Source organism: Paenibacillus sp. Paensp111 (assembly GCF_059492195.1).
Genome location: NZ_CP168527.1, coordinates 1,379,142 through 1,397,885, shown reverse-complemented (window position 1 = coordinate 1,397,885; position 18,744 = coordinate 1,379,142). Strand labels below are relative to the sequence as shown.

The 18,744-nt window shown below is 50.6% G+C and carries 9 protein-coding genes; 1 reads left to right on the top strand and 8 read right to left on the bottom strand.

Translation table 11 applies throughout. The features are described 5' to 3' along the window. Positions 1–73: 73 nt before the first annotated feature. Positions 74–6,139, bottom strand: coding sequence for a WIAG-tail domain (locus ACEN86_RS06480; protein WP_495633498.1), 6,066 nt, complete (start codon positions 6,137–6,139; stop codon positions 74–76). 192 nt (positions 6,140–6,331) lie between these two features. After that, entirely contained in the window at positions 6,332–6,982 is a 651-nt protein-coding gene (locus tag ACEN86_RS06475) for a 50S ribosomal protein L25 (protein WP_495633497.1), read from the bottom strand. 325 nt (positions 6,983–7,307) lie between these two features. On the opposite strand from ACEN86_RS06475, the gene ppk1 reads away from it, so the two are divergent. Beyond that, on the top strand, positions 7,308–9,401 hold the full coding sequence (ppk1, locus tag ACEN86_RS06470) for a polyphosphate kinase 1 (protein WP_495633496.1): 2,094 nt from the start codon (positions 7,308–7,310) through the stop codon (positions 9,399–9,401). On the opposite strand, the gene ACEN86_RS06465 is transcribed toward ppk1, so the two are convergent. From ACEN86_RS06465 to ACEN86_RS06440, 6 genes are all read right to left on the bottom strand, one after another. Further along, positions 9,361–10,899, bottom strand: coding sequence for a Ppx/GppA phosphatase family protein (locus ACEN86_RS06465; protein ID WP_495633495.1), 1,539 nt, complete (start codon positions 10,897–10,899; stop codon positions 9,361–9,363). The two genes, ppk1 and ACEN86_RS06465, sit on opposite strands and share 41 nt — an antisense overlap. 237 nt (positions 10,900–11,136) lie before the next feature. Further along, on the bottom strand, positions 11,137–12,849 hold the full coding sequence (gene ptsP / locus ACEN86_RS06460) for a phosphoenolpyruvate--protein phosphotransferase (RefSeq protein ID WP_495633494.1): 1,713 nt from the start codon (positions 12,847–12,849) through the stop codon (positions 11,137–11,139). Then, on the bottom strand, positions 12,842–13,117 hold the full coding sequence (locus ACEN86_RS06455) for an HPr family phosphocarrier protein (RefSeq protein WP_127200431.1): 276 nt from the start codon (positions 13,115–13,117) through the stop codon (positions 12,842–12,844). The genes ptsP and ACEN86_RS06455 overlap by 8 nt, the downstream gene beginning before the upstream one ends. 77 nt (positions 13,118–13,194) lie before the next feature. Then, positions 13,195–15,300, bottom strand: a complete 2,106-nt coding sequence (ptsG, locus tag ACEN86_RS06450) for a glucose-specific PTS transporter subunit IIBC (RefSeq protein WP_495633493.1) — start codon at positions 15,298–15,300, stop codon at positions 13,195–13,197. 241 nt (positions 15,301–15,541) lie between these two features. Then, complete coding sequence (gene glcT, locus ACEN86_RS06445) at positions 15,542–16,384, bottom strand: glucose PTS transporter transcription antiterminator GlcT (protein ID WP_495633492.1); 843 nt, start codon at positions 16,382–16,384, stop codon at positions 15,542–15,544. Between the two features lie 162 nt (positions 16,385–16,546). Continuing rightward, entirely contained in the window at positions 16,547–18,730 is a 2,184-nt protein-coding gene (locus tag ACEN86_RS06440; RefSeq protein WP_495633491.1) for an alpha-galactosidase, read from the bottom strand. Positions 18,731–18,744: the final 14 nt, after the last annotated feature.

Sequence of the window (18,744 nt, the reverse complement as noted above, 5' to 3'; positions counted from 1 at the left end):
CCTACCCCCAGCTGAATCTCAGCCATATTGGGGTAGACCTGTAATTGTGACAATTTTCTTAATTCAGTCCAATTTATACATTACTCAAGCTTCCAATTGCAATCCAGGTAACAAAACCGTAAGTTTGGGGACCGCCAGTCTGCCGTGTCAGCTCGATGACAGCTGATTCTGGAGAACGGGATTTTAGCGATGCATAGATGGTAGGCTGATTCGTCATTGCCACCAGGGTATAATTCTGATCCCCGAAAGGCTCTTCGAACTTAATCGTCAGTTCTGCTTGATTCTCCTGTCCTTGGAGCAGGAAGACCGACATTCCAAACTGCTGAATCGCATGGACGCCCCGCAAGCTTTGCACAGGTGTGACGGTCAACTGATCCAGTCCGATTGCCCCGGCTTCCAAATGTCTAGCTGATATGGAGCCTTCCGCAAGATGCTGGGACTGCACACTTTCCTCGGCCAAATGATAGCTTTGGATGGCCAGGGGCTTAATGTGATCGGCACTCACCGAATCGCTCTGCAGTACCTCTTCATCCACAATGCCATCGTTCAAATGCTCCCGGGATATACACGCTGCCCCAAGATGTTCTCCCTGTATGCCGCTCTCCGGCAGCACACCGCCGGACAGCAGGTCTTTGGATAAATGCGCCTTGGTAATTATCCCGCGCTGAATGTGCCCCGATGCCACCGCTTCTTTGGCAATATGCCTGCTGTCCACGCTATTGGCCGCAAGCTGCTTGGATTGAACGGAGCCAGCTGAAAGCTTCTCCGAGCTGATTGAACCATTTTGCAGCGCATTACCTGAAATGGTCTGCAGGCTTAGATGATGTCCCTGAATGGAACCCGTCTGCAAATGCTCGGGTCCAACCGATTCCGGGGCCAGATGATACGCCTGTATCGCACCGCCGGCTATCTGCTCAGAACCAATGGACTCATCCTGCAAGGATCGTCCCGAGATGGCTCCCTCGGCCAGATGAACTTCCTGAACAGCTCCGGCCTGCAGATGGGCCATACCCACTGAATCGGCCGCGATATGCCGGGACTGCACGGATTCATCCGCCAGTGACGCCGCCTGAACAGCTCCCTCTGAGAGATGATCCGGCAGAATGGCTCCCTCCGCAATTTGGAATGAGTTCACACTTCCCTGTGCCAGATGCCTTGCGCTAACCGCCTCTTCAGCCAGCTTCTCGGACGTAATTGCTCCGTCCCGAATCGCTGCACCGGATACAGCCTGGGAAGCCAGATGCACATCTTGCACAGCTCCAAAGTTAATATGTTCCGAATGTATGGATCCCAGATCCATGTTGGCCGACTTCACAGCGCGCACGGCAATGAGCTCGGAATGAATAAGGCCCGGGGAGAGGTGATAGGACTGGATCGTCTCCTCAGCAATCTTGGAAGAGATTACACTTCCTTCAACCAGATGCCGTGCACTGACTGAGTCCTCGGATAGCTTCTCGGAAGTGACAGCACCATCCTCCAGGATTGAACCCGAGATCGCCCCTGCCGCCAAATGTCTGGCTCCGATCGCACCGGAGGTGATATGATCAGCACCAACTGAAGCTGCGGATAGATGCTCAGGGAGAATGATACCCGGCTGCAGATGATCGGTACCTATCGTTCCTTCTGCTATATGCCTGGCTTCAACTGCCCCTGAAGTAATATGAGTAGCTGCGATTGAGCCCTCGCCCACATGTTCGGATTGAATGATACCCGGCTGTAGATGATCGGTACCTACCGTTCCCGCGGCTATATGTCGGGCTTCAATTGCACCTGAAGTAATATGACCAGCTGCGATTGAGCCCTCGCCCACATGTTCAGAATGAATGATGCCCGGCTGTAGATGATCGGTACCTACCGTTCCTGCGGCTATATGTCTGGCTTCAACTGCGCCTGAAGTAATATGACCAGCTGTGATTGAGCCCTCGCCCACATGTTCAGAATGAATGATGCCCGGCTGTAGATGATCGGTACCTACCGTTCCTGCGGCTATATGTCTGGCTTCAATTGCACCAGAAGTAATATGAGCAGCAGCGATTGAGCCCTCGCCGACATGTTCAGATTGAATGATGCCCGGCTGTAGATGATCGGCAACTATCGAACCAGCCGCAAGATGCCGGGTCTGAACAGTACCGGATGCCAGGTGGCCTGCGCCAATAGCTTCAGGTGAAATATGTCCAGACCGAATTGAGCCTTCTTGAAGCTGATCGGAATGAATGGAACCGGCCGACAAGTGCCGGGTCTGCACACTTCCGGGAGCCAGCTTGGAAGAGGTTACGCCCTCTTCAGCCAAATGCTGCGACTGAATAGCTTCCGGTGCAATCTTTGACGAGTTAACTGTCCCATCTTCCAAGATGGAGCCGGTGATAGATTCAGAAGCAAGGTGCTTGGCACTGACGGCTCCCTCAGCGATATGATGCGATCTGATTGAGCCCTCTGCAAGATGCTCGCCGTACACGGATTCAATTCTAAGGTGGTCGGAACCTACCGAGCTGGCCGCAATATGTCTAGTCTGGATCACACCCGAAGCAAAGTGATGGGAGCCAAGAGATTCTGAACGGATATGCTCAGCCTGAACAGCGTCCTTGGCAAGAAGCTCTGAATGAATCAGCCCTTCAGCCAGGTGCTCTGAGTGCACGCTTCCCGCGGCCAGCTTGGTTGAAGTTACACTACCATCTGCAAGATGAGGGGTATGGATCGCACTGAGGGCAATCTTATCTGAGCCCACACCACCATCCATCAGCGAAGCACCCGTGATCGATCCAGGTGCAAGATGTCTTAGCTGAATCGCCCCTTCTGCAATGTGTTCAGATCCTATTGCACCTTCAGCCAAATGCCCAGACTGCACTGCACTAGTTCTAATATGGCCTGAGCTTATCACATCATCAGCAAGATGTCTGGACTGAATCGCCTGGGAGCTCAGGTGATCCGGGCCAAGGGATTCAGGAGCAACATGTTCTGAATGAACGGCTCCTGCCGCCAGTAGACTGGACTGAATTATACCTGCTTGCAGATGATATCCTCTTACGCTGCCTGTAGCTAACTTCGAGGAAGTGACGCTGCCTTCTGCGAGATGGAAGGTGTGAATGGCCTCTCCGGCAATTTTCTCCGATCGCACAGCTCCATTCTCCAAGGATGAACCCGTAATCGCCTCAGAGGCTATATGCCTGGATTGAATTGCGCTGGAAGCAATGTGAGCAGGTCCTACGGCACCTTCATATATATGGTCGCCCTGAATGACAGCCGTCTTGATATGAGCGGAGCCGATCGAGTCTTCGGCCAGATGTTTGGACAATACGGCGCCCGGTTTCAAGTGGGAGGAGACCAGCGACTCCGGCACAATATGCTCGGTATGGACTGCACCTTCAGCAATGAAGTTAGACAATATGAGTCCATTCGTTAAATGGTGGGACTGCACGCTGCCGGAAGCTATCTTGGTAGAAGTTACGCTGCCACCTGAAAGATGAACGGATTTGACAGCTCCTTCTGCAATCTTCTCCGAGCTGACGGCATCATTCTCGAGGGCAGTTCCTGACAAAGTTCCACTCGCTACATGTCTTCCGTGTACCGCACCTGGGGCAATCTGCGCTGCTCCCACCGAGCCTTCTTCAAGATGCTTGGTCTGTACGGATCCGGCGGCAAGATGATCTGAATCTACAGCTTCACCGGCAATATGCGTTGACCCTACCGCTCCAGATGCTATGTGGCCTGAGTGAATGGCTTCCTGGCTGATATGATCCGCATGTACGGCCCCCCCAGCGAGCAGGTCTGGTTGAATCAGACCTGTGGATAGATGATGGGTCTGCACACTTCCCGAAGCGATCTTGGAGGAGGTAACAACCCCTTCAGCCAAATGCTGAGTACCTACGGCTGCTTCTGCAATCTTGGCAGCAGTTACCGATTCCGGAGCCAGTGATGACTCTGTCACTGCCTGCTCAGCGAGGTGACGACTCTGAATGGCTCCGCTCCCAAGATGCTTAGCCCCCAGGGATTCCGGCGCAATATGTCTGGACTGCACTGCATTCTCTGCCAGTGCATCCGTGCCTACAGCACGATCAGCCAAATGGGCAGCCAGGATTGACGCCGGTAGAATCTTGGAGGAAGTCACGCTGCCCTCTGCCAGCTTTCCGGTTGTGACGGCCAAATCATTGATTTTGTCCGTGGATACACTCTCAGGCGAAAGCTTCAGGGAAGTTACCGCATGATTCTGAAGATGATGCTGGAAGACAGAACCCGCTTCCAGATGATGATCCTTGATGGCTCCGGTATCTATGATCTCGCTGGTCACTGCCCGGTGCTGAAGGGCTACCGTTCCGATCGAGGCTTTCTTCAGATGCTCGGCCCGGATGGATCCCTGTTCAATGTGTCCGGCTTTGACAGCTCCCTCCTGAATCGCACTGCTGTTCACACTGTTCTCTGCCAAGTGAGCCTCTTGAATGGCTTCGGGTGCTATATGCTCCGAGGAAATGCTCTTGCCGCTCACCGCCGCTCCTGTTACAGCATGCGGAGCAATCTTACCTGCGGTAACACTGGCCTGAGCCAGTTTATCCTCTGTGATGCTTCCCGGCTGGATATGCCGTTCCGCTACCGATTCCTGGGCGAGATGAGACTCAAGGACCGCTTTTGAGGCAATCTTGCTGCTAATTACGGAGCTCTCTTGTATATGACGCTCATGAACAGATTTATCTGCGAGATGGCTCTCCTGCAGGGAGCCAGGCTGAATGTGTTCGGACCCCACCGCGCCGGATGCCAGCTGGGGACTATGAATCGTTGCTTTTCCAATATGACGGGTGATTACAGCTTCATCAGCTATTTTGTGAGAGAGAATGCTCTGATCCGCAATCTTGGAAGAGGTTACAGCTTGCTCTACGATCTGCGCCGTACCTACAGACTGATCTGCCAGCTTGGTAGAGATAATGCTCCGATCCGCAAGGTGGCGGCTTTCTATCTCTCCGGAACCAATCTGCTCCTCCCCTACACTTCCCGCTGCAAAATGCCTGCGTTCCAGAGATTCAGACGCGATGTGGCGGGCTTCTACCGACTGTTCTTTAATATGGCGGCCATGCACGGAGTCCTCCTCCAGCTCTGAAGCTCCCACACTGCCCGGGGCAAGCAGTCCGCTTGCACTGATTCCTGATGCCAAATGATCGGAAGTGATCGTGTTCAGTGCAATATGCCTTGCTTCCACGCTGCCCTCCGCAAGCTTGGAGCCGGTGACCGCTCCGTCCTGAAGCTTGGACTCTGTTACAGAACGTTCGCTCAGCTTGGAGGTATCAATAATTCCATTCGACAGGTTGATGGATTGAATCGAGCCGCTTCGGATTTTCTCCGAAGTTACTGCCTGGTCCTGAAGAAGCTCCGAAGTGATAAGCCCTCCGCTTAAATGACGGCTTCCGATCGAGCCATCTGCCAATTTATCAGCGCTGATCACTTTGTCCGCCAGCTTATCGGCAGAGATGCTGCCATCCTGAATCTTCTCACCGCTGAGTGTTCCGTAAGCAATTTTCTGCCCTTGAATGGAACTGTCTATAAAATGCTCCCCTGTTAATGAATGCGGAGCAACCTTGGAGCCTGTCACCGCACCTTCCGCGATATTAAGGCTTGTTACCGCATAATCGGCCAGCCAGGCCGTACCAATAGAGCCATACTTGATCTTGGTCGCATCTATGGTATAGGGCGCGATCTTCTCTCCAGTCACAGCCGAATTCGAAATGTCATCCGTATAGACGACAGGATGCCGGACGGTGGCCCATGGCTCCGCGGCGCGCTCGGAATGCAGAGGGATCTGCTGCTCCTTCACAGTCGGCGAGCTTATTTGCGAATACACGCTGGAACTTCGAGCTTCCTCTTCAGACTGAACTTTCTCCTCAATAGGCTTAAGCGGAACCTTCTCTACCTCATGCTGAATCTTGGTACTCTCTTCGACATGCTGGGATTGGACTTTCTCATCTGCATGCTGGGATTGAACACTCTCTTCTAAGGGTGCCAGGGCCTGCGATAAATGCACTTCGCCTTCCCGCTTTCCCGCCTTGTTCCTAGCCCTGGCCTTCTCCAGCAGATCCATCTCATCAAACTCAGGGTTTTCTTCCCGGTAGCCGAGCTGCCTGCTTCTGACCGGTTTGGTAATTTTCCCTTTCTTCAAGCCGATCTCTCCTTCCTGGGTGCTTTCGTCTGCGATATCATATGCAGCACTGTAGGCACTTGTCACTTCCCCCAGGAACCCGCACCAAAAAGGACCGGAGCACGTAGGCTCCGGTCCTTCATTTCACATGGTTAGAACTCGGCTATATAAGAAGCAGTTAAGAGGTTTACACCCGCTGCGATTTCATTTAACTTAAGCTTCTTCACCCTTATCAGCAGCCTCTGCGGATTCTGCTGTACCTTCACCTTCAGCCGCTGCATCTGCTCCTTCTTCCGTTGCTTCAAGTGCTGCTCTTGGAAGAACGATGGAAGCCAGAAGCGCTTCCTCAGATGTGATGAGCGTGACGCCTTCCGGAAGCTTCACTTCCGCTGCAGTCAGCTTGTCCCCGGTTCCAAGTCCAGTTACATCCACATCAATCCCTGCAGGAAGAGAATCCGGAAGTCCTTCTACTTCAAGCTCTGTTTCCTGAGTCTGCAGAATACCGCCTGACTGGGTTCCCTCAGGAGTACCGTTGTAATGGATAGGTACCTTTACCCGAATTGGCTTGTTCTTGGATACATGCTGAAAATCAACATGAACCACTTTGCCGCCACGCTGCTGAACATCCTTGATCAAGGCAGGGAAGCTTTCTCCATCAGAAAGCGAAAGGGTGAAAAATTCAGAGCGTCCTGTACGTGCGACTTTTAACAGCTCCTTCGCATCGACATGCAGGGACACACTGCCCATTTGCGAGCTGTAGACTACACCCGGAATGCGGCCTGCTTCTCTTAATTGACGCAAAGAGCTATTGGATGCAAGTGTTCTTTTCTCAGCATTAAGCTTAACATTATGTTCTGCACTCATTCTTGTACGACCTCCTCATGATTTGGCGAAGCCTAAGGCTGCGCTGGTCCATCTTCAAGATTCTCGGTCAGCCTTCACTCGATTCAATATGGCCAAAAACAAGGCAAATCAAACCGGCAGAGCTAGGGCCATATCATTTATTTACCCAGAAAGGTAGTGAAGCACTCACTTTTTGGGTAAAAAATAGTTCTAGAGGTCATAACACTTTACATTCCTTTATAAATTTTACATAGATTTTACAAAAGTCCTCTTTTATCTTGGTAACATCGGAGTACAATTAAGGAATAGAGTGATTAGCGTATTTAAAGCGGAGGTCGTTAGACTGATGACACATCTCAATATCAAAGAAGACGGTTCACGTTATCTTAACAGGGACTTAAGCTGGATCGAGTTCAACTGGCGGGTGCTCCAGGAGGCTCAGGATCCTATGACCCCTCTGCTGGAGCGGGCCAAGTTCCTATCCATTGTCTCCAGCAATCTGGATGAATTCATGAGCGTCCGGGTGGCGGGTATCCAGGATCAGATTCGTGCAGGCTATACCAAGAAGGATTTCACAGGCTACACTCCTGCCGGCTTGTACAAACGTCTGGTCTCCCGCATCTCTAAAATGGTACAAGCCCAGTACCGTACATACCGCGATATTATGCGCCAGCTGACCAAAGAGCATATTCAGTTCCTGAAATATGAAGATCTGAATGCAACTCAGCGCAAATCCATGGAATGCTATTATCACGACATTATCTTCCCTGTGCTTACACCTATGGCCGTGGATCAAAGCCGCCCTTTCCCTTTGGTGCATAACCAGTTCGTCTATCTGGCCGTTGTGCTCAAACGGGATGGGGACAGCCCGGAAGAAGAACCGTATTTCGCGGTGGTGCAGATCCCATCCAACCTGTCGAGATTCGTGCCGCTTCCCCAGCATTCGAACAGCAAGAAGCAGTCCTTCATTCTGATTGAGGAGCTGATCAAGCACCATATTCAGACCTTATTCAGCGGATATATCCCTCTTGCGGTTCATGAGTTCCGGGTCACCCGCAATGCGGATTTGGCCATTGATGAAGAGGGGGCTGAGGATCTGCTCGAAGAGATCGAGAAGGAGCTGCGCAAGCGGCGCTGGGGCGCCCCTGTCCGCCTCGAGGTCCAGAAGGGCTTCCATCCTTATGCGCTTGAGCTGCTGCAAGATGAATTCGAGATCAAAGATTCTGTATTTGAAATCGACGGGCCCCTGGATCTGACATTTCTGCGTCACTTCACCGGGGCGGTCAAAGGAAGTTCCAAGCTCCGTTATCCGCAGGATGAGCCCCCTTATCCTCAAGAATTCGAGGAGAGTGGAGATTTCTTCGAGGTGCTGAAGGAGCAGGACGTGCTGATGTACCACCCGTATGAGTGTTTTGACGCGTTGACCGATTTCATAGTCCAGGCTTCTGAGGATCCCCATGTCATGGCCATCAAGATGACGCTCTACAGGGTGAGCGGAAATTCGCCGCTGATCCAAGCTTTGGCGGATGCCGCAGAGTCCGGGAAGCAGGTTACGGTTGTCGTTGAGCTGAAGGCCAGATTCGATGAGGAGCGCAATATCGCCTGGGCCAGAAAGCTGGAAAAAGCCGGATGCCATGTGGTCTACGGTCTTGTTGGACTCAAGACACACGCCAAGATTCTGCTTATCGTTCGCCAGGAGGGGCCAGATCTGAAGAGGTATGTCCATGTGGGTACCGGCAATTACAATGACATTACAGCAAGGCTGTATACGGATATTGGCTTGTTCACCACGCATCCCTCGATCGGCGAAGATGCCTCGGAGCTGTTCAATCTGATTACCGGCTACTCCGCCGTGCATGACTGGCAGTCCCTGACCCTTGCACCAGGGAATATGCACAACAAGCTCGCTAGTCTGATTAAGCGGGAATCCGAGCATGCCCGCAGCGGAAGACCGGCTCGAATCATCGCGAAGATGAATTCCCTTTCGAACCAGGAGATGATTGACGACCTCTATGCCGCTTCACAAGACGGGGTACACATCGATCTAATTATTCGCGGAGTATGCTGCTTGCGACCAGGAGTAGAGGGTCTCAGCGACCGAATTACGGTAAGAAGTATTGTGGACAGGTTCCTCGAGCATTCACGGATTTACTATTTCGAAAATGGCGGCCAGCCTGAAGTCTGGATCTCCAGTGCGGACTGGATGACCCGGAATCTGACCCGCCGGATTGAGCTCATGTGCCCGGTATACGATGAAGCCGCCCGTAACATGGTCATACAGATTCTGCGCTTATCCCTGGCTGATAATGTCAAAGCCCAGCAGCTTATTCCGAACGGCAAATACGAGAGAATCGTGAACGATCTCCCGTCATGCCGCAGCCAATTTGCCGCTCTTGATATTAGTACTTGGAAGAAGCCGGAAGTTCCCACTTCAATTTAATATCCCAAGCTTTCTGAAATACCTTCGCTGCCGCATCCAGTTCCCTGAGTTCAATAAAGGGCTGGCTGCGGCAGTTTAATTTCAGGGTCAAAGTCTTGTTCTCCTTCTCTGCATCAATTGAAGCAACCGGCTGAGTCTCGCTGACATCAAGGGATACCGCAACCTGCAGAAGGGCGGCCAGCTGGGCGATCAGCTTGGTGTCCCCGTCTTGGAGAATGCTCTTCTGGTAGAGACCTGCGCTGGTCTGCTTCCCGTTCTTCGCCCGGTATTCGGCAATAAGTGCGATCAGCACAATTTCACGGTGAGTTAGTCCACCCAGCGGCGCGTTCAGCAGCCAGTAGAAGGTATGCTTCTCATATTGATGATACCAGAGGGAAGCCCCAATCTTGTACAGCATGGCAGACACATGAAGAAGTCTTCTCGCCAGCTCTTCGTCCTCCGGTGCCTTCAAGTGATCAAGCAGCTGCAATGCTAACTCATTCACATGATTCAGGTGCCTTAGGGAAGCCGTTGATTGAAAAGAAAGCAGCGAGCGAACCTGACGTTCAACCACTTCCGAAGCTTCAGGCAGCTGGGTCTTCATCCCTTCGTGCAGCAGCCCTTCACGTAATCCGGTCCCGCTGATCAGGCAGTACTTGGCTTTAATATAGCTGAATATGGTATGAAGAATCAGGGCGCCCGGGACAATAATATCGACCCGGTTCTTCGATAAGCCGGGCAGCTGTCTGCGATGCTCAACCGAGAGGGAAGGCAGCAGATCCGCATAATAATCCACACTTTCTTCTTCAAGCACATAATGGTGGGTCATTGGCAGCGGATATTTTCGTCTGCGTTGATCAAGCTTACCTAATGAACGGATGGTCCCGCCAAGTCCGATAAGAGGAAGCTCCGGATGCCTTGAGATCCAGTCATACTGATCCAGCAGCCCCTTCAGTTCATGGATAAGCTCTTTACTGGACTCCTGGGTCCAGCCTTGGGGTCCTGCGAATTTATAATTTGAATTCACTGCACCAAAAGGGAGTGAGACACTGCGGAGCAGCTTCCGTTCCCGGAACAGGGTAATCTCGGTACTTCCCCCTCCAATATCGATAATAAATCCATTGGTGGCACCAATGCCATGAGCGACTCCAAGGAATCCGTAAAATGCCTCTTCCTCTCCTGACAGCATCTCAATTTGCAGTCCTGTATGCTTGTCCAGGGTCTCCACGATCTCGCGTGCATTAGCTGCGTTGCGAATGGCGGCTGTGGCCGCGACGCGAATATGTTCACATTTATAGGACATGCATATATTCTTAAATTCACTCAGAACAGGGACAATCGAGAGAATCCCCTCCTGCTCCATTCGTCCATCCGGTCCAATCTTCTCGCTAAGGCGCGCAGATTCTTTGCTTTCATGGATAACCCGGTAATCTCCCGAAGCGGTTATCTCATAGACTACAACCCGAATCGAGTTGGAACCAATATCCATAATGCCCACGGTGCTGCGGTTGTCATTCATATGTATACTCCTTGTAAGTCGGTATAGATTCATTATAAACCCATTAAATCAGACTAAATCAGCTGAAATATAAAATTATTCAGATTTCTCCTTACCACTCTAGCCTATCTTCTTCCAAAAATAAACCGAACGACCCACAAACAAAAAAAACCGGTATCCGAAGATACCGGCCGGGAAAGCTCCCAAAGTTATTTGGTTGGAAAAAGAATTTACGGATTATAAGCCGCATCATGCGGTTTAGGCGTCGATACCTCTTACGAGCTCAACTACCTGCTCAGCCGTCTGAAGCTCAAGAGCTTTAGCTGCAAGCTCCTGCATTTCCGCTTTGGAAAGCTTGGAAATAAGGGAGCGTGCCGGCAGAATCGAAGTTGCACTCATACTGAATTCATCTAGTCCAAGTCCAAGAAGAAGAGGAATTGCCGTTGTATCTCCGGCCATTTCACCGCACATACCTGCCCAGCGTCCTTCTTTATGAGCTGCGTCGATGACCATTTTGACCAAACGAAGAATTGCTGGATTATATGGCTGGTATAGATAAGACACACGCTCATTCATCCGGTCAGCCGCCATGGTATATTGAATCAAGTCATTCGTTCCGATACTGAAGAAATCCACTTCTTTGGCAAATTGATCTGCCATTACAGCGGTTGAAGGAATTTCAACCATGATGCCGAGCTGAATGTTCTCGGATACTTCAACTCCGGCTTCAGTCAAGTTCATCTTCTCTTCGAGCAGCAGCGCCTTCGCCTCACGGAATTCACCGAGAGTAGCAATCATCGGGAACATGATCCGCAAATTCCCGTACACACTTGCGCGCAGCAAGGCACGAAGCTGGGTACGGAAGATATCCGTACGATCCAGACACAGACGAACGGCGCGGAATCCTAAGAATGGATTCATTTCCTTGGGAAGATCAAGATATGGAAGCTCTTTGTCTCCGCCGATATCAAGTGTCCGAACAACCACAGGCTTGCCTTCCATTTTCTCCAGAACCGTCTTGTACGCATTGAACTGAACATCCTCGGAAGGGAGCTTGTCACGACCCATATACAGGAACTCGGTCCGGTATAATCCTACGGCTTCACCGCCGTTATCGATGACGCCTGCCACATCGTTCGGTGTTCCGATATTCGCTGCGAGCTCTACATGAACGCCGTCTTTGGATACAGACTTCTGATCACGAAGCTTATTCCACTCCGCACGCTGCTCCTGATATTTCTGCTGCTTCGCTCTGAATTCGGCGACAACCTCATCTGTAGGGTTAATGATAACCTGACCATCCAGGCCGTCTACTATAACGAGATCTCCGCTGTTGATCTTCTCAACCACATCCTTGGTACCGACTACTGCCGGAATTTCCAAAGAACGTGCCATAATCGCAGAGTGAGAAGTCCGTCCTCCAATATTGGTCGTAAAACCCAGCACATATTTACGATTCAACTGCGCTGTATCCGATGGAGTCAGGTCTTCAGCAATAACAATAACTTCTTCGCTGATCTCAGCCGGATTGACATAAGTCAATCCGAGCAGATGAATCAGCACACGCTTGGTTACATCACGCATATCGGCTGCACGTTCCTGCAGATAAGCACTCTTCATGTTCTCAAACATGGAGATGAACTGGGATGCGGTCTCATTTAGCGCAAATTCCGCGTTAACCTGTTCATCTGTAATCATCGTGCGAACCGGATCAATGAGCTCCGGATCATTCAGAATCAGCAGATGGGATTCAAAGATTTCAGCCTTCTTGTCACCAAGCTCTGCGCGTGTGCGCTCCTTGATCGCTTCCAGCTCTTGCTGGGATTGAGCGAGTGCACTGTCAAAGCGGGCAATCTCGGCATCTGTACTCTGAATCGACTGCTTATTGATTGTAAGATCGGGGTGCTCAAGCTTAAATGCGCGGGCTATTGCCACACCGGCTGATGCTGCAATACCCTGAATATTAATCATTAATCTCGCCTAGCCCTTCACTTACCATAATATCGGATAGTGCGCTTAGTGCTGCTTCCGCTTCTTCACCTTCAGAAGAAAGAGTAATGATATCTCCTTGTTCAAGACCCAGAGACAGAACACCCAGAATGGATTTCAAAGTCACTTTTTTACCTTTTGCTTCAGCGAAGGATTCAGCGCCTTTAAATTTGTTAGCTGTGTTCACCAAAGCTGTCGCCGGGCGTGCATGGATACCGTCTTCATCCGTAATTTTAAAGTTTCTTTGCATGTGTATACATCTCGCTTTCTTTGATAGTGTGAGTTCCTAATCATGTTAAGGGATAACTTTGCTGTATTTCAAACTTCTTACTTGATCGTGATAATGTTGTTCTCTCCGCTCTTCACTTGGCCTGCTTTGTTCAGCGTAACCGAAGAACCTTCAGGCAGGTTGGAGAAAATGATTGGTGAAATAATCGAAGGCGCATGTGCCTTCACATATTCCAGATCCACTTCCATAATCGGCTGTCCTGCTGATACCAGGTCGCCTTCTTTTACCAGAACGTTAAAGCCTTGGCCTTTCAGCTTCACGGTATTCACACCGATGTGAACAAGAACTTCCTTGCCTCCATCCGACATGATTCCGATCGCATGCTTACTAGGGAAGACATTGAATACCTTACCATAGACTGGTGAGCAGATTGTGCCGTCACTAGGAAGGATGGCGAATCCGTCGCCGGTCATTTTCTCAGAGAAAACAGGGTCCGGAACCTTGGTAATATCCATCAACTCACCATTGGCTGGAGCTACTACGTCTTCTTTGATAATAGCATCGCCTTGCTGTGCAGCCTGTTGTTCGGCTTCTGCTGGCTTGCCATTCCCGGTTGGAGCATTGAAATCTGTCGCTCTGTCACCTACATCATCGGCACTTGGAATACGAGCCGGTGCGTTGCCGTTCATAATATCCTGAATTTGAGATTTGATGGTATCTGAACGTGTTCCGAAGATCGCTTGTACGTTATTACCCACTTCAAGCACGCCGGATGCACCCAGCTTCTTGAGGCGGTCCTTGTTCACATTTGCTTTGTCTTTAACTTCAACACGCAGACGTGTGATACAAGCATCGAGATGGGCAATGTTCTCTTTGCCCCCGAGAGCCACCAAGATATTGCTTGGAAGATCATCCTGGGTAACTGGAGCGCCATTTGCCGCAGTTGCTTCATTGTCCTCTGCTGCATCCTCACGACCTGGAGTCTTAAGATTGAATTTCCGGATAATGAACCGGAATCCGAAGTAGTAGATGACTGCAAACACTGCACCCACAAGAATGACCAGATACCAAGGGGTACGGTTTGGAATTACACCGAAGATCAGATAGTCAATCAGACCACCGGAGAAGGTCATACCGATTTTGACACCTAATAGCTGCATAGTCATGAAAGAAAGACCCGCGAATACACAGTGAATCGCGAACAGCAGTGGTGCCAGGAACAGGAAGGAGAACTCGATAGGTTCTGTAATCCCTGTAAGGAATGAAGTCAATGCAGCCGAACCCATGATCCCGGCAACATATCTCTTATGTTCAGGCTTAGCTTCATGGTACATAGCAAGTGCAGCGGCTGGAAGACCGAACATCATGAACGGGAATTTACCTGTCATAAATGTACCTGCTGTGAATGGTACGCCATCACGAAGCTGAGACATGAAGATATGCTGGTCACCCCGGATAACTTGGCCAGCCTTGCTGGTGTATTCTCCGAATTCGAACCAGAATGGAGAATAGAAGATGTGATGCAGACCAAACGGAATGAGCGCACGCTCAACCACACCGAAGATGAAGGCAGCCAAAGTACGGTTCGTGTCGATCATGTTGTGAGACAAGTAATTCAATCCATGCTGGATTGGCGGCCATACAATGACCATGAGCAATCCGACAATCAGGGATGTCGCCGCTGTCATGATTGGGACAAAGCGCTTACCCGCGAAGAATCCGAGATACGATGGCAGCTCGATTTTGAAGAATCTCTTGTACATCGAAGCTGCCAGGATCCCGATAATAATACCGCCGAACACCCCTGTAGCCAGGGTCGGGATTCCTAGTACGCTTGCATAAGCCTCGTTGTGTCCGATCATTCCCGGGGTAACCCCGATAACCGTTCCCATCGTAATGTTCATAACTAGGAAACCAACGATGGCAGCAAGTCCTGCTACCCCTTCACCACCGGCCAAGCCAATAGCAACCCCGACAGCGAACAGCAGGGACAGATTGTCAAACACAATTTGACCCGCATTCATCAGAATGGTAGCTACGGCATGAACACCGTGATTATCTAGTGCAGGGACTAGCTTCAGAAAGTCTGGGCTTATCAGCATGTTGCCGATTCCGAGCAGAAGTCCAGCAGCCGGCAATATAGCAACCGGAAGCATGAGAGCCTTACCTACTCTTTGCAAGACGCCGAAAAATTTCTTAAACATATGCATCCTCCTTATTTATGGCAAATAAAAAAGCATGAGCCCCTGAAAGCAATGATGTATACACTCTCTTCAGGGTTATAATACCCCATTAAGGTGCAATACAATCAAAGACTTTCATCAACTCATGCCTGATCGAATCAGTAACACATCGGATGATTATTCAATTTATTTGCCGTTTATGAGATGTATTATAGCACCACGATTCCGGTAGTGCAATACCCTCTCTCACACTAAATTTCGATTACGAATGCTTGGGAGCTACCCTGTGCAAATGCATCGTTAGATAGGATACTTCCGCCTGATAGACCGGCTTGTGAAGACGCTGCTCCATCATCTTGGTTAACTTCCAGGCCAAGAAGTACAGCTCCGGATATTCCTGCTTGAGCAGGTCCTCCAGCTTATCCGGTTCACTGACCTTCTCCCCCTGACGAATACGCTCAATAGCGAATCTTAGGTGAGTCAGCAGCCTGGAGTAATCCAGGGAACTGCGGGCCAGCTTGATTTGAAGCTGCTGCTCAATGACCGTTACGAGATCCGAGATGAGCTGCGAATGCTGCTTCACTTCCGTAATCTCCTGATTCGTGAGCGCGCTGTGTATATGGAGTGCAATGAAACCGATCTCATCTTCACCTAGGTCAATACCCATCTTCTCGTCGATCAGCCTTATCGCGAATTCCGCAAGCTCATATTCAAGAGGATAGATCTCTTTGGTCTCGAAGAGAAAAGGATTATGAATGATAATCTGCTGCTCAGCCCGCTTGATGGCAAAAGAGATATGGTCAGTTAAGGCGATGTGTATATGCTCATTCAAAGGTTCGTTGCTGCGCTTGGAAATATACAGAATAATCTCATTAATTACTTCGATCAGCTTCTCATCCACCTGGGGGACGAGCTGCTTATACTGCTCTTGTTCATGGGCATTCTTAAGGATGAACATCTTCTCGACAGACTGTAGGGGAATGTAGTGACCCGCCTTTCGATTGAACCCAATTCCCTTTCCGATCACCACAACTTCGCCGTTCTCTGGATGCCTGGCAATAATCACGTTATTATTCAATACTTTCGCAACCTCTAAACTGCTCACCTTTGCACCTCTTTACCGGGGCCATAATCTAATGATCCTTGACTATAATAATTATAAGGATAGTTAATTATATTATAAATTCACCAAGAGTCAAGAGCCAGCCTTCGATCATGCCATACAGAAGATAGAGGCTGCGAATAATGAAATGAAATCAGCCTGCGATCAAATTTTCTTGAGTGTCCATACTACACTCTGGAAATCTCCATCCAGCTTAGGGATATTCAGCCCGGCATACATTAGCGCATCCCCGCCTGCCGGCTGGTTCAGCTGGCTTACCTCGTAGTCATACTCCGGGTTAAGGCCTCTAAGTCTAAGACTGTCAAAAGGTGGATTCGGCTGTGCCAAGACCTTGAAGTACATGACAATAGCCTCCGTCTGATCCTCGGATACGAACATCCAAGCCGTATCATTGCCCTCAAATGGGCTCCGCAGTCGGTAGTACTCCCCGAACTGAATCAGGCTGCGCGTTTCTTTGTAGAAAGCTACCTGCTGCTTCACTAATTCCTGTTCATCCGGTGTGAACTTCGTCAGATCCAGCTCATAGCCAAAATTGCCCGAGAGCGCTACATCTCCCCGCATCTTCAGCGAGGTGCTGCGGTGCACCTGATGGTTAGGCACCGCCGATACGTGGGAACCCATGGAACTGACTGGATAAACCAGGCTCGTTCCGTACTGGATCTTGAGCCGGCAGATGGCATCCGTATTGTCGCTCGTCCATGTCTGCGGCATATAGTAGAGTATGCCGGGATCGAAGCGTCCTCCGCCACCCGAGCAGCTTTCGAATAGAATATGCGGGAAGCGGGTGGTGATCGTCTCCATCACCCGGTACAATCCGAGCATATAGCGGTGCGCTGTCTCCCGCTGCCGCTCCGCAGGCAGCGCTGGTGAGCCCACCTCGGTCATATGCCGGTTCATATCCCATTTCACATAGGTGATCGGGGCGCTGATCAGAATTCCGCTAACCATCTGAATCACGGCATCGGCGACTTCCTCGCGCGAGAAATCCAGCACAAGCTGATTCCGACCTGTCGATCGACTGCGATCCGGCACATGCAGGCACCAGTCCGGATGGCTGCGGTAGAGCTCACTGTCTTCCGAGACCATTTCCGGCTCGAACCAAAGCCCGAATTTCATATCCATCGCAGTGACTCTTGCGGCCAGATCCTCCAGCCCGCCGGGCAGCTTGCTCTTATCTACGAACCAATCCCCCAGAGAAGTCTTATCGTCATCGCGGTGTCCGAACCACCCGTCGTCCAGTACGAACAGCTCAATGCCGAGCTCTTTGCCCTTTTTCGCAATACTCTCGATTTTGTCAGCATTAAAATTAAAGTACGTAGCTTCCCAGTTGTTAATGAGAATCGGACGTTCCTTATCACGGAATTCTCCGCGGGCGAGCCGTGTCCGGTACAGCTTATGGTAGGTTCTCGACATGCCGCCGAGACCTTGATCGGAATAGACAGCCACTGCTTCTGGGGTCTGGAAGCCCTCCCCCGGGCTCAGCAGCCACGAGAAGTCGAACGGATTAATCCCGATCGAGACGCGGGAGCTATGATATTGATCGACTTCGACTCCGGCGAGGAAGTTGCCGCTGTAGACCAAGCTGAAGCCATAGACTTCGCCCTGGTTCTCATCGGCTCCATATCTCAGCAGCGCGAGGAATGGATTCTGCTGATGGCTGCTTGCTCCGCGTCGGCTCTCAATTGATTGATTGCCTCGGGTTAACGGTCTTCGCTCGATATTCCGCTCGTCAGCCCACGCTCCGGCGAGGTGCAGCAGTTCGTACTGGTCATCCGGCAGATCGACACTCATGCTTAACGCGCGCAGGATCTTGAGACCCTGCTTACCTTCGTTAATGAACTTTACAGATCTTGTAATCGCATTCAGTTCTTCGAATACACTGTAACTCAATATCACTTTAAGGCTAATGACTGCATCAACAAGCTCAATTTCGAGTGTATCCGCCTCATTCTCCTGTTCCACATAAGTAGCCGGAAGCCCGTCCAGCGCGGGCTTTCCCTTACTTATCCGGTGACTGCTGTATTTCAGGTCTGTAACCGTAGTTCCGTTCTCCAGCTGGATCTGATACGCCGGATTTCTGAAATCCGTATGGCCATACGCCGGATATTCTTGAGGTAGAACGTCCAGTGAGAAGGTCATATCCTTCGGATCTATATTAGGAGAGAAGGAGCGGTCAATAAAGCGGAAGGGCCTTGGTGTATTGACGCTTCTGATTCTTTTTCCGAAGTAGAGTTGTGCTGCATATCCCCGTACAATTTGAATCATGTAGCTGGTATTGTTAGTCTGCAAATGGAATATTTGCTGCTTGGAATCGTATTGGATCGACAATGCCTCATCCTCCT